The sequence below is a fragment of the Alsobacter sp. KACC 23698 genome, from assembly GCF_045348435.1.
Classification (GTDB): Bacteria; Pseudomonadota; Alphaproteobacteria; order Rhizobiales; family Beijerinckiaceae; genus Alsobacter.
Genome location: NZ_CP157484.1, coordinates 5,538,596 through 5,559,221 on the forward strand (window position 1 = coordinate 5,538,596; position 20,626 = coordinate 5,559,221).

The 20,626-nt window shown below is 69.8% G+C and carries 22 protein-coding genes and 1 tRNA gene; 20 read left to right on the forward strand and 3 right to left on the reverse strand.

What is annotated here, in order from left to right:
* The first annotated feature begins 112 nt into the window (after positions 1-112).
* From ABEG18_RS26395 to ptsN, 9 genes are all read left to right on the forward strand, one after another.
* A tRNA-Leu gene (locus tag ABEG18_RS26395) sits at positions 113-197 on the forward strand.
* Positions 159-461, forward strand: a complete 303-nt coding sequence (locus ABEG18_RS26400; protein ID WP_406855996.1) for a hypothetical protein — start codon at positions 159-161, stop codon at positions 459-461. The genes ABEG18_RS26395 and ABEG18_RS26400 overlap by 39 nt, the downstream gene beginning before the upstream one ends.
* Before the next feature lie 129 nt (positions 462-590).
* On the forward strand, positions 591-1,205 hold the full coding sequence (locus tag ABEG18_RS26405; RefSeq protein WP_406855997.1) for a ribonuclease D: 615 nt from the start codon (positions 591-593) through the stop codon (positions 1,203-1,205).
* Positions 1,206-1,417: 212 nt separating this feature from the next.
* Positions 1,418-2,104, forward strand: a complete 687-nt coding sequence (gene lptC / locus ABEG18_RS26410; protein WP_406855998.1) for an LPS export ABC transporter periplasmic protein LptC — start codon at positions 1,418-1,420, stop codon at positions 2,102-2,104.
* Positions 2,101-2,766, forward strand: a complete 666-nt coding sequence (locus ABEG18_RS26415) for an LptA/OstA family protein (protein WP_406855999.1) — start codon at positions 2,101-2,103, stop codon at positions 2,764-2,766. The genes lptC and ABEG18_RS26415 overlap by 4 nt, the downstream gene beginning before the upstream one ends.
* A 52-nt stretch (positions 2,767-2,818) precedes the next feature.
* Complete coding sequence (lptB, locus tag ABEG18_RS26420) at positions 2,819-3,691, forward strand: LPS export ABC transporter ATP-binding protein (protein ID WP_406858720.1); 873 nt, start codon at positions 2,819-2,821, stop codon at positions 3,689-3,691.
* Positions 3,692-3,868: 177 nt separating this feature from the next.
* Positions 3,869-5,470, forward strand: a complete 1,602-nt coding sequence (gene rpoN / locus ABEG18_RS26425) for an RNA polymerase factor sigma-54 (RefSeq protein WP_406856000.1) — start codon at positions 3,869-3,871, stop codon at positions 5,468-5,470.
* A 121-nt stretch (positions 5,471-5,591) separates the two neighbouring features.
* Entirely contained in the window at positions 5,592-6,173 is a 582-nt protein-coding gene (gene hpf / locus ABEG18_RS26430) for a ribosome hibernation-promoting factor, HPF/YfiA family (protein ID WP_406856001.1), read from the forward strand.
* 181 nt (positions 6,174-6,354) lie between these two features.
* On the forward strand, positions 6,355-6,822 hold the full coding sequence (ptsN, locus tag ABEG18_RS26435; protein WP_406856002.1) for a PTS IIA-like nitrogen regulatory protein PtsN: 468 nt from the start codon (positions 6,355-6,357) through the stop codon (positions 6,820-6,822).
* A gap of 59 nt (positions 6,823-6,881) precedes the next feature.
* Here the strand turns inward: ptsN and ABEG18_RS26440 are convergent, their stop codons facing one another.
* Complete coding sequence (locus ABEG18_RS26440) at positions 6,882-7,910, reverse strand: glucokinase (RefSeq protein ID WP_406856003.1); 1,029 nt, start codon at positions 7,908-7,910, stop codon at positions 6,882-6,884.
* Between the two features lie 220 nt (positions 7,911-8,130).
* Here ABEG18_RS26440 and ABEG18_RS26445 point away from each other — a divergent pair, with 220 nt between their 5' ends.
* Together ABEG18_RS26445 and ABEG18_RS26450 are read left to right on the forward strand one after the other, a co-directional pair.
* Entirely contained in the window at positions 8,131-9,747 is a 1,617-nt protein-coding gene (locus ABEG18_RS26445) for a fumarate hydratase (RefSeq protein ID WP_406856004.1), read from the forward strand.
* On the forward strand, positions 9,744-10,085 hold the full coding sequence (locus ABEG18_RS26450) for a hypothetical protein (protein WP_406856005.1): 342 nt from the start codon (positions 9,744-9,746) through the stop codon (positions 10,083-10,085). Before ABEG18_RS26445 ends, ABEG18_RS26450 begins: the two co-directional genes overlap by 4 nt.
* Before the next feature lie 33 nt (positions 10,086-10,118).
* Here the strand turns inward: ABEG18_RS26450 and ABEG18_RS26455 are convergent, their stop codons facing one another.
* A complete protein-coding gene (locus ABEG18_RS26455; protein ID WP_406856006.1) occupies positions 10,119-11,612 on the reverse strand; it encodes a phospholipase D-like domain-containing protein in 1,494 nt (497 codons plus the stop codon).
* Positions 11,613-11,792: 180 nt separating this feature from the next.
* Between ABEG18_RS26455 and ABEG18_RS26460 the strand changes: the two genes are divergently transcribed.
* The gene (locus ABEG18_RS26460; protein WP_406856007.1) at positions 11,793-12,299 is read left to right on the forward strand and encodes an ureidoglycolate lyase; all 507 of its coding nucleotides are present in this window, start codon (positions 11,793-11,795) and stop codon (positions 12,297-12,299) included.
* Here the strand turns inward: ABEG18_RS26460 and ABEG18_RS26465 are convergent, their stop codons facing one another.
* Complete coding sequence (locus ABEG18_RS26465) at positions 12,300-13,622, reverse strand: bifunctional folylpolyglutamate synthase/dihydrofolate synthase (protein WP_406856008.1); 1,323 nt, start codon at positions 13,620-13,622, stop codon at positions 12,300-12,302.
* A 295-nt stretch (positions 13,623-13,917) separates the two neighbouring features.
* Between ABEG18_RS26465 and sppA the strand changes: the two genes are divergently transcribed.
* The 8 genes from sppA to accD all read left to right on the forward strand — a co-directional run bounded on the left by sppA (position 13,918) and on the right by accD (position 20,415).
* The gene (gene sppA / locus ABEG18_RS26470; protein ID WP_406856009.1) at positions 13,918-14,880 is read left to right on the forward strand and encodes a signal peptide peptidase SppA; all 963 of its coding nucleotides are present in this window, start codon (positions 13,918-13,920) and stop codon (positions 14,878-14,880) included.
* Positions 14,881-14,949: 69 nt separating this feature from the next.
* Complete coding sequence (locus tag ABEG18_RS26475) at positions 14,950-15,273, forward strand: integration host factor subunit beta (RefSeq protein ID WP_406856010.1); 324 nt, start codon at positions 14,950-14,952, stop codon at positions 15,271-15,273.
* A gap of 17 nt (positions 15,274-15,290) precedes the next feature.
* Positions 15,291-15,629, forward strand: coding sequence for a LapA family protein (locus tag ABEG18_RS26480; RefSeq protein WP_406856011.1), 339 nt, complete (start codon positions 15,291-15,293; stop codon positions 15,627-15,629).
* Between the two features lie 40 nt (positions 15,630-15,669).
* Positions 15,670-16,623 carry an ornithine cyclodeaminase family protein gene (locus ABEG18_RS26485; protein ID WP_406856012.1) on the forward strand — a complete coding sequence of 318 codons (954 nt, stop codon included), beginning with the start codon at positions 15,670-15,672 and terminating at the stop codon, positions 16,621-16,623.
* Between the two features lie 69 nt (positions 16,624-16,692).
* A complete protein-coding gene (locus tag ABEG18_RS26490; protein WP_406856013.1) occupies positions 16,693-17,412 on the forward strand; it encodes a phosphoribosylanthranilate isomerase in 720 nt (239 codons plus the stop codon).
* A gap of 67 nt (positions 17,413-17,479) precedes the next feature.
* On the forward strand, positions 17,480-18,637 hold the full coding sequence (trpB, locus tag ABEG18_RS26495; protein ID WP_406858721.1) for a tryptophan synthase subunit beta: 1,158 nt from the start codon (positions 17,480-17,482) through the stop codon (positions 18,635-18,637).
* On the forward strand, positions 18,634-19,482 hold the full coding sequence (gene trpA, locus ABEG18_RS26500) for a tryptophan synthase subunit alpha (RefSeq protein ID WP_188515972.1): 849 nt from the start codon (positions 18,634-18,636) through the stop codon (positions 19,480-19,482). Before trpB ends, trpA begins: the two co-directional genes overlap by 4 nt.
* Before the next feature lie 33 nt (positions 19,483-19,515).
* Positions 19,516-20,415, forward strand: a complete 900-nt coding sequence (accD, locus tag ABEG18_RS26505; protein ID WP_406858722.1) for an acetyl-CoA carboxylase, carboxyltransferase subunit beta — start codon at positions 19,516-19,518, stop codon at positions 20,413-20,415.
* Positions 20,416-20,626: the final 211 nt, after the last annotated feature.

Here is a 20,626-nt window from a genome sequence, read left to right on the forward strand (position 1 = left end):
CCGATGCGACAGCCCACGCCTCCCCAACAGGCGCGCTTTTTCCCCCGCTGGTCGAAATTCCTCCGCCGCCGCCGTTGACAGCCCCGGGACGCCCCCGTAAGAACCGCGCCGGGCCCAGGTGGCGGAATTGGTAGACGCGCTGGTTTCAGGTACCAGTGATGAAAGTCGTGGAGGTTCGAGTCCTCTCCTGGGCACCATCGCAGTCCTGCCATGCAGGCGCGATGGAGCCGGATCCGCCGAAAAGAGCCGCCTCCGGGCGGCTTTTTCTTTGGCCCGAGCCGGCCGCCGGCGTCCTTCGGAACGCGCCCGCCGCAGCCGGCTTCGCCGCTTCCAGGAACGATCGATGCGCCTGCGCCGTTGAAGGTGGGATTCAACGGAGGCACGACATGAACAGCGTCATCTATCTCGTGGGTCTTGTGGTGGTGGTCATCGCGGTGCTGTCGTTCTTCGGCCTGCGCTGAGGAACGCCGGCCCCGGGGTGGCCCCGCCTGCGGGACGTTGCGACAAAGCGGTGGTTCCGGACGGCCGAACCGTGGTAACGCGCTGGGCGAAACCCCAGCGCGGCCATCGGCCGACCCGGAACCGCCCGCATGACCATTCGCCTGCACAAGGGTGACCTGCCCGACGGCGCCTCCTTCGGCTCCGTGGTGGCCATCGACACCGAGACCCTCGGCCTCAATCCGCTGCGCGACCGGCTGTGCCTCGTGCAGCTTTCCTCCGGCGACGGCGACGCCGACCTCGTCCAGATCGCGGCGGGCCAGACCAGCGCCCCCAATCTGCAGCGCCTGCTGGGCGATCCCGCAGTGGTCAAGCTGTTCCACTTCGCCCGGTTTGACCTCGCCGTCCTGTTCCACACCTTCGGGGTGATGCCCGGCCCTGTCTACTGCACCAAGATCGTCTCCAAGCTGGTCCGCACCTACACCGACAGGCACGGCCTGAAGGACCTGGTGCGCGAGCTCCTCGGCTTCGAGATCTCCAAGCAGCAGCAGTCGTCCGATTGGGGCGCGGCGACGCTGTCGGACGCGCAGCAGTCCTATGCGGCGTCGGACGTGCTCCATCTGCACGCCATGAAGCAGAAGCTGGACGCCATGCTGGCCCGGGAGGGGCGCGCCGACCTCGCCCAGGCGGCCTTCGAGTTCCTGCCCACTCGCGCCAGGCTCGACCTGCTGGGCTGGTCGGAGACGGACATCTTCGCCCACGCCTGACCGGCCCGCTCGCGCGGCCGAGGGCCCGATCGCCGCACCGCCCTGGCGGCATCGGGCGCCACGCTCCACATAGGGTCGCGAGACGGCGCGTTCCGACCCAGAAAAACCCGCCCAAAAATCCCGCGCGCCATCATCGATCTGAGGTTGTATGAAGGTCCGCGAGCGCGGCAGGGTTCAGACCCACGCCCGGGCCGCAGGAGACCAGGACGCCCATGGCCAGCGGAAGCACCCGTTTCGGCGAGCAGAAGCCCGCGCCGCAAAAGCGGTACGCGGCCGCTGTGCGTCATTCGGGACGCGTGCGGCTGTTGCGCCGGGCGATCCCGATCGGGGCCGTCGTGGTCGTCATCGCGATCGCGTTCGTCGCCCTGGTGAAGCCCTTCCGGTCGCTGCCGCAGGGGCTCTCGGTGGGGCCGCTCAGCATCAGCGGCACCAAGGTCACCATGGAGCTGCCCAAACTGTCGGGCTTCAAGAAGGACAACCGACCTTATGAGGTGACGGCCCGCTGGGCCTCGTCGGACGTCAAGAACCCGAACGTCATCGAGCTCAAGGAGATCAAGGCGCGCATCGCCCTGCAGGATCGCGGCTTCGCCAATGTCGAGGCGCTGAACGGCGTCTACAACTCGCAGGCGGAAGCGATCCAGCTCAAGGACGACGTCCGGGTGAAGACGGACTCCGGCTACGACGTCACGATGCGGTCCGCCGACATCGACTTCAAGTCCGGCGCGGTGAACTCGCCCGAGCCGATCGAGGTGATTTTCTCGGGCGGAAAAATCAACGCTGACGCGCTCGAAATGCTCGACAACGGCCAGCGGGTGATCTTCAAAGGGCGCGTCCATACGCTGATGCTCGCCGACACGGCCGACAAGTCCGCCGGTCAGGCCAAGGGAACGTCGCCATGAACCCCGTCACGCTCCACCGCTCCCTCGGCCCGGCGCTCGCGCTGGCGATGGCCGTCGCCCTGGCGGCCGGCCCCTCCGCCGCCTGGGCGCAGCAGCCCAAGAAGAGCGCCGGACTGCCGGGCTTCGGCACCAATTCCAAGGAGCCGATCAAGATCGACGCGGACCGGCTCGAAGTGTTCAACAAGGAGCAGCGCGCGGTCTACACGGGCAACGTCGTCGCCATCCAGGGCGACACCACGATCAAGTGCCCCACCATGATCGTCTATTTCGAACGCCAGAACCGCAACGGCGCGGCAGGCGCGGCCGCGACGGCCGGCGCCGGCGCCCAGCCCGCCGCGGCCCCGGCCAACGCCGAGGGCGAGCAGGAGGGCGGCACCTCCCTGAAACGGGTCGAGGCCAAGGGCGGCGTCACCGTGATCAGCAAGGACCAGATCGCCACCGGCAATGAGGGCGTGTTCGATCGCGGCTCCAACCGCATCATCCTCACCGGCAACGTCGCGCTCAGCCAGGGCGAGAACGTCACAAAGGGCGACAAGCTCGTCTACAACACCGAGAGCGGCGTCGCCGTCGTGGAGGGCGGACGCGTCAAGGGCTTCTTCGTTCCGGGCTCCGACGAACCCGGCGACGTGAAGAAGAAGCCCGCAGCCAAGCCCAAGTCCTGACGCCGCGCGCCCCCGAACCCGAGCGCCGGCCTGCGCGCCGCGCCGTCCCCGGATCCCGATCGTGAACCTTCTCGACCGCCAGCGCCCCGAGCATGCTCCCACGCCCGACCAAAGCGCGCCCGACGGCGTGCGCCCGGCCGGGGGCGGGGCGGAGCACGGTCCGGCGCAACGCGGCGGCCCCGACGGCGGCGACGAGGGAGGCCCCGGCGTCCTTGTGGTGCGCGGCCTCGCCAAGAGCTATCGCGGTCGCGCCGTCGTGCAGGATGCGGGCCTTACGGTCCGGCACGGCGAGGCCGTCGGCCTGCTCGGCCCGAACGGCGCCGGCAAGACCACCATCTTCTACATGATCACCGGGCTGGTGCAGGCCGACCGCGGCCGCATCTCGCTCGACGGCCACGACATCACGTCGCTGCCGATGTATCGCCGCGCCCGCCTGGGCATCGGCTACCTGCCGCAGGAAGCGTCGATCTTCCGCGGCCTCAACGTCGAGGACAACATCCGCGCCGTGCTGGAGGTCGTGGAGCCCAACCGCGCGAAGCGCGAGGAGGATCTCGATTCGCTCCTCGAGGAGTTCGACATCAAGCGCCTGCGCAAGTCGCCCTCCATCGCGCTCTCGGGCGGCGAGCGGCGCCGGTGCGAGATCGCCCGCGCGCTGGCGGGCCGCCCCTCCTTCATGCTGCTGGACGAGCCTTTCGCCGGCATCGATCCCATCGCGGTCGGCGACATCCAGGCGCTGGTCCGCCATCTCACCGGCCGCGGCATCGGCGTGCTGATCACCGACCATAATGTCCGCGAGACGCTGGGCCTCATCGACCGCGCCTACATCATCCATTCCGGACGGGTGCTGATGGAAGGCTCGCCGGACGAGATCATCTCCAGCGAAGAGGTCCGCCGCCTCTATCTGGGCGAGGACTTCCGCCTCTGAGCAGGCGCGCGACCCTGCATCGGACGAGGCGGGACCCCACAAGTCGCAAATCATTAAACACGCATGGTCATGGCCGAAGCGACCCTTTGACCCGCGGGAGCGAAGCGCGCTAAATAGCCCAGCAAAATTCGTGCCGCCAGTTTCGACAAGGCGGTCGATGCGTGGGGCATTGCATCGATGAGGTTCTCGCAGCGACTGGAGCTGCGCCAGGGGCAATCCCTGGTCATGACGCCGCAGCTTCTGCAGGCGATCAAACTGCTTCAGTTCTCCAGCATCGAACTCGTCAACTATGTCGAGCAGGAGCTGGAGCGCAACCCGCTGCTGGAGCGGGCGGACGAGCCCGACGGACCCGCGGCGCTCGACGATGCGGCGGCCCGCAGCGCGCCCGAGGTGCAAGACCGCGACTTTCAGGACCGCGAAGGCGACGCCGGAGAGCGGGACTGGCCGACGGCCGAACTCGCGCCCGAGCGCGGCGAGATCGAGGACCGTCACGACGCCAATCTCGAGAACGTCTTTCCGGATGACAAGCCAGGCTCCCCCGCCGAGGAGCGGGCCGGCGCCGGCGAGGCCGGGGACGGGCTCGGCCTGTCCTCCACGAATTGGAGCGGGGTGGGAGGCGGCGGCCGGGACGGCGGCGGCGACGAGGTCAATCTTGAAGCCTTCGTGGCGGCCGAGATCTCGCTGCACGACCGGCTGATCGAGCAGCTGCAGGTCGCCACCGAGGACCCGGGCGAGCGCATGATCGGCCTGGCGCTGATCGATCTGGTCGAGGAATCGGGCTACATCGTCGAGCCGCTCGAGCCCGTGGCCGAGCGCCTCGGCGTGTCGATGGCGAAGGTCGAGCAGGTGCTCGCCATCCTGCACGGCTTCGAGCCGACCGGCGTCGGCGCGCGCTCCCTGGCCGAGTGCCTGCGCATCCAGCTCCAGGACGCCGACCGGTTCGACCCGGCCATGCAGGCGCTGGTCGACCATCTCGACCTCCTGGCCAAGCGGGACTTCTCGACCCTGAAGCGCATCTGCGGCGTCGACGACGAGGATCTCGGCGACATGGTCGCGGAGGTTCGCAGGCTCGACCCCAAGCCCGGCCTGCGCTACGGCGGCGGCCCCATCCAGCCCATCGTGCCGGACGTTCATGTGCGCACCGCGTCGGACGGCGGCTGGGTCGTGGAGCTGAATTCGGACGTGCTGCCGCGCGTCCTGGTCAACCAGTCCTACCTGGCGAAGGTGTCCGGGGCGGCGAGGTCCGACACGGACAAGACCTACCTGACCGATTGCCTGCAGACCGCCAACTGGCTGACGCGCAGCCTCGAACAGCGCGCCCGCACCATCCTGAAGGTCGCGACCGAGATCGTCCGACAGCAGGACGCCTTCCTGACGCTGGGCGTCCAGCACTTGCGCCCGCTCAACCTGCGCACCGTCGCCGACGCCATCGGCATGCACGAATCGACGGTGTCGCGCGTGACCTCCAACAAGTATGTCGCGACCCCGCGCGGCATCTTCGAGATGAAATACTTTTTCACCGCGTCCATCGCGGCGACCCGGGGCGGCGAGGCGCACTCGGCCGAGGCCGTCCGATTCCGGATCAAGCAGATGATCGACGCGGAGCGCCCGAGCGACGTGTTGTCCGACGACGCCATCGTCCAGAAGTTGCGGGATTCGGGCATCGACATCGCTCGCCGCACTGTCGCCAAGTATCGGGAAGGTCTCAGGATTCCGTCTTCGGTCGAACGCCGGCGCGAGAAGATGGCCTTGACGGCCGCCGCGTCCGCCAGAGGATAGGCTCGCGCGGCCGATTGACTTCCACAGGGGCCATCCTTACGTCTTTGCCACCAGGGAGACGGGTTCCGGCGGAACCGTCGAGCACGCCGCCGCCTCATAGAGCGGCTCGGAGAAAGCCCCAATGGCATTGCGCGTCTCGGGTAAGAATCTGGACATCGGGGAAGCGTTGCGAGCCCAGGTGGTCGCCCGTGTGTCGGCCGCGATCTCCAAATATTTCGACGGCGGTTTTTCGGGCCACGTGATCGTCGAGCGCGAGGGCGCCGGCTTCCGCACCGATTGCACGCTGCATCTCGCCTCCGGCGTCACCCTGCAGGCGGAAGGCGCCGCGCACGACGCCTATGCGAGCTCCGACCAGGCCGCCGAGCGCATCGAAAAGCGGCTGCGCCGCTACAAGCGGCGGCTGAAGGACCGCGGCGCGGCCCAGGCCAATGGCCGCGAGGTCGAGATCCCGGCCTATGTGATTCAGGCCCCCGACGAGGCCGACGAGGATGAGGCGCCGCAGGATTTCCATCCGGTCGTCATCGCCGAGACGAAGAAGAACATGCGCACATTGTCGGTGAGCGAAGCGGTCATCGACCTCGACCTCACGGGCGCGCCCGTCATCGTCTTCCGCCACGCCGGAAGCAGCCGGGTGAACATGGTGTACCGCCGATCCGACGGGAATATCGGATGGATCGATCCCCCGGTCCTGTCCGCCCAGTAGATCGAATCGCGCGCCCCGCCCCGACGGTGGAACGCGTCCCGGAACAAAGACTTGTTACTGATCCGGGTCGGCGGGGCCGGACCCGCGGGACCCTCACGAAGCAGCCGCCCGACGCAGAGCCCTGGCCCGTTTCATGCAACGGGCGGTCTGGTCCGGCGCGAACGACAAAGACAAGGCGACCATGCCGCTTTCCGATTTCCTCACGCCTGAAGCGGTCATCCCCGCCCTCAAGGCGAACTCCAAGAAGCAGGCCCTCCAGGAACTCGCCGAGCGCGCCGCAGCCCTCTCCGGCCTCGCCGAGCGCGAGATCTTCGAGACCCTGCTGCAGCGCGAGCGCCTGGGATCGACCGGCATCGGGCACGGAATCGCCATCCCGCACGGCAAGCTGGCCAAGACGCCGAAGCTGTTCGGGCTCTTCGCCCGGCTCGAGAAGCCGATCGATTTTGAGGCTCTGGACGGCGAGCCCGTCGACCTGATCTTCCTGCTGATCGCCCCCGAGGCCGCCGGCGCGGACCACCTCAAGGCGCTGGCGCGCGTCGCCCGCGTGCTGCGTGAGCCCAGCGTCACCGGCAAACTGCGGGCCGCGCGCGATTCGGACGCCATCTACGCCGTTCTGACGCAGACGCCGGCCTCGTCGAACGCCGCCTGAGCGGCCGCGGGCAGCGCCGCCGAGCGGCGGCTTCGAGCGCCGCCCGAGCGGCGGCGTCGCTACCGGCTCCAGAGCCGCTCCCCATAGGCCAGCGCGTAACGCTCCGGCTGGGCCGCAATGGCGGCCATCCCGTGCAGGACCGCGTCGGGCGAGACCACCAGACGGGTCGCGATCCGGGCCGCGAGGGCCCGGACGGGATCCTTCCTCTCGAAGTCCGCCCGAAACGCCTTCGGGTTGATCAGCGACTTGACCCTCGGCAGGATCCCGCCCGCCAGCGTCACGCCGCCGGTGGCGCCGAACACGATGGCCATGTCGCCGGAAAACCGCGCCATGATGCGCAGGAAGAGCCGCACCGTGTCGGCCTCGTCGGAGCCGGCGTCCGCCAGGGCGGCGTCCACGATGGCGACTCCGTCACGGCCGTCCGGCTGGTCTCCCCGCGCCTGCGCACTTGCGGCGTGGAGGGCGACGAGGCCTGGCCCGGACAGGACGGTCTCCGCCGTCAGCCGGCCGACCTTGCGGGCCACATGGGCGAAAACGCGCTCCTGCTCGGGGTCCGTTGCGGCGAGATCGACATGGCCGCCTTCGCTGGGCAGCGGGGCGTAGCGCCCGTCCAGCGTGATGAGCGCGCCGACGCCGAGGCCGGTTCCGGGTCCCAGCACGACGCAGGGCCCAGTTCCGGGCGCCACGTCGCCGATCGGCTCCAGCACCGAGGCGGGCAAGGCCGGCAGGGACAGCGCCTGGGCCTCGAAATCGTTGAGCAGCAGGCCGTCCTGCAGGCCGTTGAGGCGCACCAGCTCGGGCCCGTCGATGATCCACGAGGCGTTGGTGAGCGCGCAGCGCCGGTTCGCCACCGGGCCGGCGCCGCAGAGCACGGCGGATCGCGGAGGCTCCGACGCCTGTCCGGCGGCCGCCTTGAGGGCGAGCGACACCGTGGCGAAGTCGGCCGTCTTGAAGCGCCCCAGCATGACGAGCGGCTCGTCGGGCGCTCGCTGGAAGGCGAAGCGGGCGTTGGTGCCGCCGATGTCGCCGACGATCACCGGATGGGGCAGGACGGGCGGGGCGGAGCTGGGCTGGACGGGGCTTGGCACGGGCGATCCTGAACGGGGCTGCATCGTCGTCGTCTGGGTCATGGGCTGTCAACGCGCAACCCGTCGCTTCGATGCTCGCCCGCCGCGACGCGCTCGTCGGCGGCGGGGCGCTTCAGCTTGGCCTTTTTGCGCGTGCTCCCGGCGCGCGAAATGCGGTAGAAGCCTCCGAACGCAACCCGTCGCCGCAGTCCGGCGACTTTCGATCTTTGCGGGAGCCGCCATGTCCAGCGCCGCCTCCAGCCTGTTTCCCCTGGCTGACGACACCACGCCCTATCGCAAGCTGGACGTCCCCGGCGTCACCGTCGAGACCCTGGGCGGGCGCGAGCTCGTCAACGTGCCGGCCGAGGCCATCAGGGCGCTCTCCAAGCAGGCCTTCATCGACATTAACCATCTGCTTCGGCCGGGGCACCTCGCGCAGCTCGCCCGCATCCTGGACGACCCCGAAGCCACGTCGAACGACAAGTTCGTCGCCTACGACCTCCTGAAGAACGCTAATATCGCCGCGGGCGGCGTGCTGCCGATGTGCCAGGACACCGGCACCGCCATCGTGATGGGCAAGAAGGGCCGCTTCATCTGGACCGACGGGGCCGACGAAGCCGCGCTCGCGGACGGCGTGCGGGACGCCTATTTCGAGAAGAACCTGCGCTACTCGCAGTTGGCGCCCTTGTCGATGTTCGAGGAGCGCAACACGCGCGACAACCTGCCGGCCCAGATCGACATCTACGCGGAGGGCGAGGACGCCTACAAGTTCCTGTTCGTCGCCAAGGGCGGCGGCTCGGCCAACAAGACCTTCCTGTACCAGGCCACGCCCTCGCTGCTCACGCGCGACCGGATGATGGCCTTCCTGAAGGAGAAGATCCTGACGTTGGGCACCGCCGCGTGCCCGCCCTACCACCTCGCCATCGTGATCGGCGGAACCTCCGCCGAGCTGGTCATGAAGACCGTCAAGCTGGCCTCGACGCGCTATCTGGACGACCTGCCGACCGAAGGTTCGGCCGCCGGCCACGCCTTCCGCGACCTGGCGATGGAAGCCGAGGTGCACAAGCTCACCCAGTCGCTGGGTGTCGGCGCGCAGTTCGGCGGCAAGTATTTCTGCCACGACGTGCGGGTCATCCGCCTGCCGCGCCACGGCGCGTCGCTGCCCATCGGGCTCGGCGTGTCCTGCTCGGCCGACCGGCAGGCCAAGGGCAAGATCACCCGCGACGGCGTCTTCCTCGAGCAGCTCGAGACCAACCCGGCCCGCTTCCTCCCGGAAGTCGAGGAGGAGGGTCTCGGCGGCGCCGTCGTGGAGATCGACCTCACCCGCCCGATGGACGAGATCCGCGCCACGCTGAGCCGCCATCCCATCAAGACCCGCGTCTCGCTGACCGGCCCGATCGTGGTGGCGCGCGATCTGGCGCACGCCAAGATCCGCGAGCGCCTGGAGCGCGGCGAACCGATGCCGCAGTATTTCCGCGATCACCCGATCTACTACGCCGGACCGGCCAAGACCCCGGAGGGCTACGCCTCCGGATCGTTCGGTCCCACCACGGCGGGGCGGATGGACAGCTATGTCGAGCAGTTCCAGGCGGCGGGCGGATCCCACGTGATGTTGGCCAAGGGCAACCGCTCCAAGGAGGTGCGCGACGCCTGCGCCCGGCACGGCGGCTTTTATCTGGGCTCCATCGGCGGCCCGGCGGCCCGCCTGGCGCAGGACTGCATCAAGAAGGTCGAGGTGCTGGAGTACCCCGAGCTCGGCATGGAGGCGATCTGGCGCATTGAGGTGGAGAACTTCCCGGCCTTCATCGTCGTCGACGACAAGGGCAACGACTTCTTCAAGGAGCTGAATCTCGGGTGAGAATCGCGCCCCTCTCCCTCGCGCTCGTCTTGGCGGCGGTTTCCTGGGCTGGATCGGCGTCGGCCCAGTCCGCTCCCTCGGCCGAGTGCCGGCGGGACCTGCTGGTCGCCGACAGCCTTGTCCTGAAGAGCCGCGACCGGCTGCTCGCCGCGGCGAACGCCACGCTGGCCGTGCAATGCCCCGTTTGGCGCGACCATGTCGAGGCGGCCCGCAAGGCGTCGGCCATTCACGGCCGCTGCTCGAAAGGTCCCGAGCGGGTCCGGATCCAGGCCGAACTCGACGAGACCGCCTCCGACTTCGCCGCGCAGGTCAAGTCGCGCTGCAAGGGCGCTCTCTGACGCTCCGACCGTGAGCCTTTGGCGGGGCGAGGATCAGCGCCGCGGACTCCGCCGCAGCCGGGACGGCCAGAAAGGGCGGCGTGGATCGAGAAGGAAGGTGCCGATAATGGGCCTTGTGGGCCCCTTTCGCTCCCAGGCGTCGAAGCAGTGCAGGCGCCGGCCGCCGCGCGCGCCCAGTTCGTCCATGGCGGCCACGTAGGAGCCGCGCCGGTCCACGGCCTCGCGCAACTCGTCCGGCTCGGCTCCCACATGTTCGGCCATGAGGCTGTCGCGGATGCGGGCGATCGAGGCGCGGTGCTGCGGCCGGGTTCCCTCGATGGCGAGGTCGCACTCCGTATCCAGCCCCATCGAGCGGTTGTTCAGGTTCGAGGACCCGACGCGCAGGAACGTGTCGTCGACGATCACCACCTTGGCGTGGACCATCACCTGGCGCTCGCCGTCGCCGTCCGGCGTCACCGGGTAGCAGACGCGCAGGCGCTCGTAGCGGTCGGCCCGCTTGAGGCGCCGGATCAGGCGGTCCCGGTTGCTGCCCATCGCGAAGTGCTCGACGAAGCCGCGCGACGCGTGGGTCATCACCACGATGACCTCCGGTCCGTCGGGCTTGGCCAGCAGGCGCAGCAGCGCGCGGCCGATGGCCGGCGTGGTCAAGTACTGCGCCTCCATGTAGACGATCCGGCGCGCCGCCAGCAGCGCGTCTGTGTTGAGCGCCGCGACCTCGGCCACCTCGGGACGCCCCGCATAGGCCGGCATGGTGCGCGCGACGCCCACGAAGGCGTCGGAGAAGTCGGGCCTGAGCCCGTCCGGCCACGGATCGTTGGGCACCAGCTCAGGGTTGGATTTCTCGCCTGTCGCGATCGCCCACCGGGCGCGGACCAGCTCCGACACCGCCCGGGCCGCGTCGCCGTCCACCGCCATCTGCACGTCGTGGACGGGAGCGTAGGCGTTCCCCTCGGGGTCGATCCGGGCGGGGTCATGCGGGTCGTGCGGGTCGCGGTCCCAGCGGCGGACCGTGAGGTCGATGCCGCCCACGAAGGCCACCCGGTCGTCGATGCAGACGATCTTCTGGTGGTGAGCCGCATAGAGCGGCTGCGTGTTGTCGAGCTTGAGGGTGATGCGCGGGTGCTTCTGCCAGTCGCGGCCGATCAGCAGCTCGGTCGGCGCGCTCGGCGCATGCACCACCGCCACGCTCCACACCAGGATGCGCACCTCGAGCTCCGGCTTCTCCTCCACGAGCGAGTAGAGCAGCTCGCCCAGGGCCGGCGATTCGTGCTCGGGCGCGTCCTGCCTCAGCCTGATCCGGCCGTCGAAGTCCCAGCCGACGATCAGAACCGAGCGCCGCGCCTGGCGCAGGGACGATTCCAGCCGGGCGAAATAATGCGCCCCGTCGACCAGCACCGCGGCCCGCGGCGAGGCCTCGACGCGCCAGCAATTGCGTCCGGGTTCCAGGATGGAAGGGGTGCGGAGCTCCGCGCGACGGAACGCGTCCGGGCCGTCGAGCCGGGACGAAACATGATCGAGTGTCAGCACGGGCTCATCGCAGGTTGTTGGATCCGTTTCGCAAACTCGCCTGTGACGTTCCCGGTTCCCCGGCGCGCGGAACGCGCGTCCGCGAGCGCAATCGGGTTGCGCCGGCGTGAAAGCTCGGCCACAGGTGGGGCCGCGGCGGCCGGGCGGCCGCCAGAGCGCGGCGTGGCGGAGCGGATCGGGATGAATTCAGGCAAGATCCGCATGGCGCCGCTGCGGTGGGAGACCTTCGCCCCGTTCGGGACCGTGATCGACCTCGCCGGCCTGCCGGCCCGGTCCGTCAACGAGGGGCGGGGGATGCGCGCCGACCTGCCGGACCTCGACCACGAGGCCCAGGCCGGGCGCCCGGCCACCGCCATTTACCGCATGGCCCCGACGCGGCTGCCGCTGCCCCTGCGGGAGATCGAGAAGCACCCCCTCTCGGCGCAGCTCTTCGCGCCCTTGGACCCCGTGCGCTTCGTGGTCGTGGTCGCGCCGGGACAACCGGACGGCGAGCCGGACCTCGAAGGACTGCGCGCCTTCTGCGGCGAGGCGGGCCAGGGCGTCGTCTATGCGCCCGACGTCTGGCACATGCCGCTCGCGATCCTGGGGGACCGTGACGCGCAGGTCCTGATGCAGATCTGGGAGGCGGGCGATCCGCTCGACTGCATCGTCCGCAAGCTCGACGGCGCGTCGCCGATCGACTTCTGATCAGGCCACCGGCGTCCCGTTCGCGGCGAGGACGTCGCCCGCCAAATAGAGCGAACCGCAGATCAGCACGCGCGGCGCCACCGGCCAGGACTGGGCCGCCACGCCGGCCAGCGCCGCCTCGACGCTTTCGCACGCCGCCGCCGGCAGCCCGGCCGCGGCCGCGAAGCCGGCGACCTCCTGGGCCGGCCGGCCTGCCGTCTGCCCCTTGATCGGGATCGCCCAAACCTCCTGGGCGAGGCCGGAGAACGGCTCCAGGAAGCCGGCCGAATCCTTGGTGCCCAGCATGCCGACGATGAGCACCAGCGGCCGAGACCGACGCTCCTCGAACTCGGCCATGGCGCTCGCCAGCGCCTTGCCGCCGTCCGGGTTGTGGCCGCCGTCGAGCCAGAGCTCGGCGTCTGGCGGCAGCATCTCGGCCAGCCGCCCCTTGGCGAGCCGTTGCAGGCGCGCCGGCCACTCGGCCGACCCGACGCCCGTTTCGAACGCCTTGGTGGGCAGGCGCCCGAAGCCGGCCGCCCGCAGGGCCGCGACGGCCGTCCCGGCGTTCACGTGCTGGTGCCGGCCGGCCAGCCGCGGCAGCGGCAAGTCGAGCAGGCCGTCCTCGTCCTGGTAGACGAGGCGGCCGTTCTCCTCCGTCACGTGAAAGTCCTGCCCGCCCACGAGGGTGCGGGCGCCGGTGCGGGCTGCGGCGCGCTCCAGCACGGCGAGAGCCTCCTCGTGCTCCTGCAGGGCGATCACCACCGGCGACCCGCGCTTGAAGATGCCGGCCTTCTCGCCCGCGATGGCGGCGATGCTGTCGCCCAGATATTCCGAGTGGTCCATCGAGACCGGCGTCACCACGGTGGCGAGGGGCCGCTCCACCACATTGGTGGCGTCGCAGCGGCCGCCGAGGCCCACTTCGAGCAGCAGCACATGGGCCGGGTGCTCGGAGAACAGCAGGAAGGCCGCCGCCGTGGTGATCTCGAAGATGGTGATGGGCGCGCCCGCATTGGCGGCTTCGCAGCGCCGGAATGCGTCCACCAGCATGCCCTCGGGAACAAGATGTCCGCCGCCCGGCGCCCCGATCCTGATCCGCTCGTGGAAGCGCACGAGGTGCGGCGACGTATAGGCGTGCACGGCGAGGCCCGCCGCCTCCAGCACCGCGCGCATGAACGCCACGGTGGAGCCTTTGCCGTTCGTGCCGCCGACATGGATCACCGGCGGCAGCCGCAGATGCGGGTCGCCGAGCGCCTGGAGAAGCCGCTGAAGCCGCCCGAGGGACAGGTCGATCAGCTTGGGGTGAAGCGCCAGGAAGCGCGCCAGGATGGCGTCCGAAGGCTCCATGAGGGCCCCTGTGGTGATGCGTTAAGCGTCTCCGGTCGGGCGGGCGCCCGGTCGGGACGGTTCCGAGCAGTACCCCCGCGCCGGACCGGCCGCAACCGCGGGCCCGACCAGAGCTGGCCCGATCCGACCCGCTTATTCTCCAGGCGCCGCAACCCATTGTGGTGCGGCGAGCCAGAGGTTGCATCCGCGGCGCCGTCGCGGGGGGCCGCGGCCCTGGCATGGTTGCCCTCCAGCCTTCGCGGGTCTACCAACGCCAGGAGAGGGCCGCTCCGGGCGGCGCAGGATGGAGAACTCCATGTCTTCGGAGACCGACTACCTCGTCGACCGCCGCCGGTTGAAGCGGCGCGTCACGTTCTGGCGCGTCCTGGCCTTCGTGGCGGTGTTCCTGGCGATCATCGGCGTGGCCGTCTCGCTCGGCGGCCGCCGGATGGGCGTGCCGGGCGTGTCCCAGGTCGCCCGGGTCGAGATCACCGGCCTCATCACCGGCGACCGCAAGTCCCTCGACCTCCTGAAGACTGTGGGCCGCAGCAGCTCCGTGAAGGCCGTGCTGCTCTCCATCAACAGCCCGGGCGGCACCGTGACCGGCTCCGAGGAGCTGTACGACGCCATCCGGGATCTCGCCGCCAAGAAGCCGACCGTCGCCGTCGTCGACGGGCTGGCGGCGTCGGGCGCCTATATCGCCGCCATGGGGGCGGACCGGATCGTCGCCCGCCAGACCGCCATGGTCGGCTCCATCGGCGTGCTGTTCCAGTATCCGAACGTCGTGAAGCTGCTCGACACGCTCGGGGTCAAAATGGAGACCATCAAGTCGGCTCCGCTCAAGGCCGCCCCGAGCCCGTTCGAGCCGACCACGCCGGCGTCGGAGGCGGCCGTGCAGGCGCTCATCGGCGACACCTATGGCTGGTTCAAGAACCTCGTCAGCGAGCGCCGCGGCATCGACGGGGCGCAACTCGCCACCGTCTCCGACGGCCGCGTCTTCACCGGCAACCAGGCGCTGCCGCTCAAGCTGATCGACGAGATCGGCGGCGAGAAGCAGGCGGTGGCCTGGCTGGAAGGGCAGAAGGGCGTGGCCAAGAATCTGCCGATCCGCGACTGGAAGCCCAAGGAGGCCAACCCGTTCGGCGCTTTCACGACCGCGGCCGCCGTGGCGGGCGCCTTCGGGCTGCGCGATCTCGCCCAGGTCCTGCGCGCCGCCGAGCAGTCCGCCAGCACTCCCGTCCTTGACGGCCTGCTGGCTGTCTGGCAACCTCGCAGCTGAGCAATTCTGAAGCGTTTTCAATAAAATAGTTGGTAAAATCGTGGTCTTCGCCAGGACAGGGAACGGCCGATGATCAAGTCGGAACTCGTGCAGAAAATAGCCGAGCGCTATCCCGAGCTCTATCAGCGGGACGCTGAGAACGTCGTGAACGCCATCCTGGAGGAGATCGTCCAGGCTCTCACCCGGGGCGACCGTGTGGAAATTCGCGGTTTCGGGGCTTTCTCGGTGAAGAAGAGGGATGCGCGCCTGGGACGCAACCCACGCACGGGCGAGCACGTTCCGGTGTCCGAGAAGGTCGTGCCGGTGTTTAAGGCCGGCAAGGAAATGCGCGTGCGCCTGAACCGCGAGCCGGTCGAGGCCCGCGTTCAGCCCCGGAAGGCCCAGGCGGGCTAGCAGACGATCGGTCAACGATGAAAACCTTCCTGAAAGCGCTCGTGCTGGTTCCGCTCGCGCTCCTGATCACCGTCTTCGCCGTCGCCAACCGCCAGGTCGTGGCCGTGCAGCTCGACCCGCTCGGCTGGTCGGACCAGAACCTCACCCTTTCGGCTCCGCTCTTCCTCGTGCTGCTCATCGCCATGGGCGTCGGAGTCATCATCGGCGGCTGCGCCGTGTGGTTCGGCCAGTCGCGCTATCGTCGCGCCGCCAGGCTGCACGCCCGCGAAGCCGCCCGGACGCGGGCCGAGCTTGAGCGCGTCCGCGAGGAGGCGCCTGCCGGTCGCGGCCTGCCGGCGGTCTCCGCCATCCACTGAGCGCCTGGGCGGGCGACCGCTCCTTCCACCCGGACACGCCATGAAGATCGTCTCAGCCGCCGAGGTCGACCGCGCCCTCGATCCCGCTTCGCTGGCCGACGCGCTCGCGGAGGCCTTTCGGCTCGACGTCGTCGTCCCGGTGCGCCACCACCACGAGGTCGAGCGCCCCGACGGGGAGGCGACGCTCCTTCTGATGCCGGCCTGGACGGGGCCGACGGCCGCGGAGCCGTTCCTGGGGACCAAGATCGTCACGATCTTTCCGGGCAACGGCGCGCGCGGACTGCCCAGCGTGCTGGGAACCTACATGCTGTTGGACGGCGCCACCGGCGCGCCGCTCGCGGCGATCGACGGGACCCGCCTGACGGTCTGGCGCACCGCCGCCGCCTCGGCGCTGGCGGCGCGCCATCTCGCCCGGCCGGACGCCAGCCGCATGGTCATGGCGGGCGCCGGGGCGCTCGCCCCCTTCCTGATCCGCGCCCATGCGGCGCAACGGCCGCTGACCGACGTCGCCCTGTGGAACCACCGTCCGGAGCGGGCCGAAGCGGTCGCGCGACGGCTTGCCGCAGAAGGCCTCCCGGTCCGCGCCGTCGTCGACCTGGAGACCGCCGTCAGGGGCGCCGACATCGTGTCCAGCGCCACGCTGTCGGAGCAGCCGCTGATCCGCGGCGCGTGGCTGAAGCCTGGCGCGCATGTGGATTGCGTCGGCGCGTTCAAGCCGTCCATGCGCGAGACCGACGACGACGTCATCCGCCGCGCCAGCCTGTTCTGCGACACGCGCGCAGGCGCCCTGAAGGAGGGCGGCGACCTCGCCCAGCCGCTCGCGTCCGGCCTGATCGTCGCAGGCGACGTCAGGGCCGATCTCTATGAACTCGCCCGCGGGGCGCATCCGGGGCGGGAGTCCGACGACGAGATCACGCTGTTCAAATCCGTCGGAACCGCCATCGAGGACCTCGCGGCCGCCATCCTGGTGTGGCGCAGGATCGGCGCCGCCTGAAGGGCCTGCCGGCCCTGGCCTGAGGCCTGAGCCCTTGTCAGGCCGGCGAAAAAGCTCGAAGAGACTGGCATGACGAGCCGGCCCGCCACCTTGGTGAAGATCTGCGGCCTCCGCACGCAGGACACGATCGAAGCCGCGATCGCGGCCGGCGCGGACATGCTCGGCTTCGTGTTCTTCCCGAAATCTCCCCGGCATCTGGGCTATGATGTCGCGCGCCGCCTGCGCGAGAGCGTCCGGGGCCGCGCCGAAGTGGTGGCCCTGACGGTCGACGCCGACGATGCGACGCTCGACGCCATCCTGGAGAGCGCCCGGCCAGACATGCTTCAGTTGCACGGCCGCGAGACGCCCGACCGCGTCGCCCACATCCGTCAGCGCACCGGTTTGCCGGTGATGAAGGCGGTCGGGGTCTCCACCGCCCAGGACGTCGCCGCCGCGCGGGCGTATCTGGCGGTCGCCGACCGGCTGCTGTTCGACGCCAAGGCCCCGCCGGACGCGCGGCATCCGGGCGGGAACGGGCTGGCGTTCGACTGGACGCTCCTCGCGGGCCTTGACCTGCCGAAGCCCTTCATGCTGTCAGGGGGGCTCGATCCCGGAAACGTCGCCGAGGCCCTGTCGATCACCCGCGCCCCGGGCGTCGACGTGTCGTCCGGGGTGGAGCGTTCGCCGGGCGAGAAGGACCCTGACCGGATCGCCGCATTCGTGGCCGCCGTCAGGACCGGAGCGCCGAGAGGCGAGGGACCGGACAAGGCGACCGAACAGGATCACCGGCCTCGGCCGGAGCGAGGATGACAGCGTGAGCGCAGCACCGACCCTGAACTCCTTCCGCACGGGACCCGACGAGACCGGTCATTTCGGCATGTTCGGCGGCCGCTTCGTGGCCGAGACGCTGATGCCGCTGATCCTCTCGCTCGAGGAGGCCTACGAAGCCGCCAAGGTCGACCCGTCCTTCATCAACGACATGGCCGACTACCTCGCCCATTACGTGGGCCGGCCGAGCCCGCTTTATTTCGCCGAGCGGCTCACGGAGCATTGCGGCGGCGCCAAGATCTACCTGAAGCGCGACGAGCTCAACCACACCGGCGCGCACAAGGTGAACAACGTGCTCGGTCAGATCTTGCTGGCGCGGCGCATGGGCAAGACCCGCATCATCGCCGAAACCGGCGCGGGCCAGCATGGCGTCGCCACCGCGACGCTCTGCGCGCGCTTTGGGCTGCAATGCATCGTCTACATGGGCGCGGTGGACGTGGAGCGGCAAAAGCCGAACGTGTTCCGCATGAAGATGCTGGGCGCCGAGGTGGTGCCGGTGCAGTCCGGGTCCAAGACCCTGAAGGACGCCATGAACGAGGCGCTTCGGGACTGGGTCACGAACGTCGAGAACACCTTCTACTGCATCGGCACCGTCGCGGGGCCGCACCCCTACCCGGCCATGGTGCGCGACTTCCAGTGCGTGATCGGCCGCGAGGCGCGCGAGCAGATGCTGGAGCGCGAGGGTCGGCTGCCGAACTCGCTGATCGCCGCCATCGGCGGCGGCTCCAACGCGATCGGCCTGTTCCACCCCTTCCTGGACGATCCCGGCATCGAGATCTATGGCGTCGAGGCGGCCGGCCACGGCCTGTCGTCGGGCCTCCATGCGGCCTCGCTGACGGGCGGGCGCCCGGGCGTGCTCCATGGCAACCGCACCTACCTGCTGATGAACGACGACGGCCAGATCACGGACGCGCACTCGATCTCGGCCGGGCTCGACTATCCGGGCATCGGGCCGGAGCATTCCTGGCTGCACGATGTCGGCCGGGTGAACTACATCTCGGCTACCGACGAGGAGGCGCTGAACGCCTTCCAGATGATGTCGCGCCTCGAGGGCATCATCCCGGCGCTGGAGCCCGCGCACGCCATCGCGAAGGCGGTGGAGATCGCGGCCAAGAAGCCGAAGGACCACCTCATGATCGTCAACCTCTGCGGGCGCGGCGACAAGGACATCTTCACGGTGGCCGAGCATCTCGGGGGCATGGAATGACTGAGGCGACCACAACCCGCATCGACCGCCGCTTCGCGGCCGTGCGGGCGCAGAACCGGGCCGCGTTGGTGACCTTCGTGATGGCCGGCGACCCCGACCCCGAGACGTCGCTCGCCATCGTCAAGGCGCTGCCGGCCGCGGGCGCGGACGTGATCGAGATCGGCATGCCGTTCACCGACCCAATGGCGGACGGCCCCTCCATCCAGGCCGCCGGGCTGCGGGCGCTCGGGGCGGGCATGAGCCTGCGCAAGACCATCGCGCTGGTGAAGGCCTTCCGCGAAACGGACGCCGACACGCCGATCATCCTGATGGGCTACTACAACCCCATCTACATCTACGGCGTCGACCGCTTTCTGCTGGACGCGCGCGCGGCGGGCGTGGACGGCCTGATCGTCGTCGACCTGCCGCCCGAGGAGGACGAGGAGCTCTGCGTGCCGGCGCTCACGGCCGGGCTGAACTTCATCCGGCTCGCCACCCCGACCACGGACGAGAAGCGCCTGCCGAAGGTGCTCACCAACACGTCCGGTTTCGTGTACTACGTGGCGGTGACCGGCATCACGGGGTCGGCCATCGGCGACTACGCCAAGATCGGCGACGCGGTTGCGCGCATCAAGGGCCATACCCATTTGCCCGTTGCGGTGGGGTTCGGCGTGAAGAACGCCGACTCGGCCGAGACCATCGCGCGCAGCGCTGACGGCGTGGTGGTCGGCACCGCGCTGGTGGACGCGTTGAAGGGCTCGCTGGATGCGTCCGGCAAGGCTACGGCCGGCACCGTCGAGGCCGTGGCCGCCAAGGTGCGGGAGGTCGCGTCGGGCGTCCGGCGCGTCGCCAAGGCGGCGGCCTGATCCAGAACTGGAGACGTCATGGACACGAGCCCGATGAACTGGATCTCCAACGTGGTGCGGCCGAAGATCCGGTCGTTCCTGCGGCGCGACACGCCCGAGAACCTGTGGATCAAGTGCCCGGACTCCGGGCAGCTCGTCTTCCACAAGGATGTCGAGGCCAACCAGTACGTCATCCCCGGCTCGAACTATCACATGCGGATGGCCGCCTTGGCGCGGCTGAAGTCCATGTTCGACGACGGCCGCTACGAGGACGTGGCGCTGCCTGAGGTCCCGCTCGATCCGCTGAAGTTCCGCGACGAGAAGCGCTATGTCGACCGGCTGAAGGACGCCCGGACGAAGACCGGGGCCGTCGACGCGGTCAAGATCGGCGTCGGCGACGTCGAGGGCCAGCCGATCACTATCGGCGTGCAGGATTTCGACTTCATGGGCGGTTCGCTCGGCATGGCGGCCGGCGAGGCGGTGATCCGCGGCATCGAGACGGCCATCGACCGGCGCACTCCCTTCGTGATGTTCGCCGCCTCCGGCGGGGCGCGCATGCAGGAGGGCATGTTCTCCCTCATGCAGATGCCGCGCACGACGGTCGCCGTGCAGCGCCTGCGCCTGGCCAAGCTGCCCTATATCGTGGTGCTCACCAATCCGACGACGGGCGGAGTCACCGCCTCCTACGCCATGCTGGGCGACATCCACATCGCCGAGCCCGGCGCCCTGATCGGTTTCGCCGGCCCGCGCGTCATCGAGCAGACCATCCGCGAGAAGCTGCCTGAGGGCTTCCAGCGCGCCGACTTCCTGCGCGAACACGGCATGGTCGACATGGTGGTGCACCGGCACGAGCTGAAGGCCACCATCGCCCGCCTCTGCCGCGTCCTGATGCGCGCCGAGCCCGTGGTGGTCGGGCCCGCCGACGCGGAGCCGCTGGCCGAAGCGGCGCAATAGGCGCCGGCGCGCGAGCCTTCAGGCCCGCATGGCAGGTGAACCTGAAGCTTGCAACCCAAGGTTGCAAGCCCGTCCGCCAGTGCTAACGCCCCCTTAATCCGCCGCATTTAGCGTGCTTGTGCTGCGATGTGGGCCGCCTTGGCAGAAGGCCGGCGGCCGGCGGCGGAGCGATGAGGGGCGCCGGAAGGAATGACGGACGGGCGGCGGGACC

Excerpts from the sequence above, each read along its gene's own strand:
- ABEG18_RS26400 (WP_406855996.1), top strand. The coding sequence starts at position 159 with ATGAAAGTCGTGGAGGTTCGAGTCCTCTCCTGGGCACCATCGCAGTCC.
- accD (WP_406858722.1), top strand. The coding sequence starts at position 19,516 with ATGAACTGGATCTCCAACGTGGTGCGGCCGAAGATCCGGTCGTTCCTG.
- hpf (WP_406856001.1), top strand. The coding sequence starts at position 5,592 with ATGGCATTGCGCGTCTCGGGTAAGAATCTGGACATCGGGGAAGCGTTG.
- ABEG18_RS26465 (WP_406856008.1), bottom strand. The coding sequence starts at position 13,622 with ATGGAGCCTTCGGACGCCATCCTGGCGCGCTTCCTGGCGCTTCACCCC.
- ABEG18_RS26405 (WP_406855997.1), top strand. The coding sequence starts at position 591 with ATGACCATTCGCCTGCACAAGGGTGACCTGCCCGACGGCGCCTCCTTC.
- trpA (WP_188515972.1), top strand. The coding sequence starts at position 18,634 with ATGACTGAGGCGACCACAACCCGCATCGACCGCCGCTTCGCGGCCGTG.
- ABEG18_RS26415 (WP_406855999.1), top strand. The coding sequence starts at position 2,101 with ATGAACCCCGTCACGCTCCACCGCTCCCTCGGCCCGGCGCTCGCGCTG.
- sppA (WP_406856009.1), top strand. The coding sequence starts at position 13,918 with ATGTCTTCGGAGACCGACTACCTCGTCGACCGCCGCCGGTTGAAGCGG.
- ABEG18_RS26480 (WP_406856011.1), top strand. The coding sequence starts at position 15,291 with ATGAAAACCTTCCTGAAAGCGCTCGTGCTGGTTCCGCTCGCGCTCCTG.
- trpB (WP_406858721.1), top strand. The coding sequence starts at position 17,480 with ATGTTCGGCGGCCGCTTCGTGGCCGAGACGCTGATGCCGCTGATCCTC.
- ABEG18_RS26490 (WP_406856013.1), top strand. The coding sequence starts at position 16,693 with ATGACGAGCCGGCCCGCCACCTTGGTGAAGATCTGCGGCCTCCGCACG.
- rpoN (WP_406856000.1), top strand. The coding sequence starts at position 3,869 with ATGAGGTTCTCGCAGCGACTGGAGCTGCGCCAGGGGCAATCCCTGGTC.
- ptsN (WP_406856002.1), top strand. The coding sequence starts at position 6,355 with ATGCCGCTTTCCGATTTCCTCACGCCTGAAGCGGTCATCCCCGCCCTC.
- lptC (WP_406855998.1), top strand. The coding sequence starts at position 1,418 with ATGGCCAGCGGAAGCACCCGTTTCGGCGAGCAGAAGCCCGCGCCGCAA.
- ABEG18_RS26460 (WP_406856007.1), top strand. The coding sequence starts at position 11,793 with ATGAATTCAGGCAAGATCCGCATGGCGCCGCTGCGGTGGGAGACCTTC.
- ABEG18_RS26445 (WP_406856004.1), top strand. The coding sequence starts at position 8,131 with ATGTCCAGCGCCGCCTCCAGCCTGTTTCCCCTGGCTGACGACACCACG.
- ABEG18_RS26485 (WP_406856012.1), top strand. The coding sequence starts at position 15,670 with ATGAAGATCGTCTCAGCCGCCGAGGTCGACCGCGCCCTCGATCCCGCT.
- ABEG18_RS26475 (WP_406856010.1), top strand. The coding sequence starts at position 14,950 with ATGATCAAGTCGGAACTCGTGCAGAAAATAGCCGAGCGCTATCCCGAG.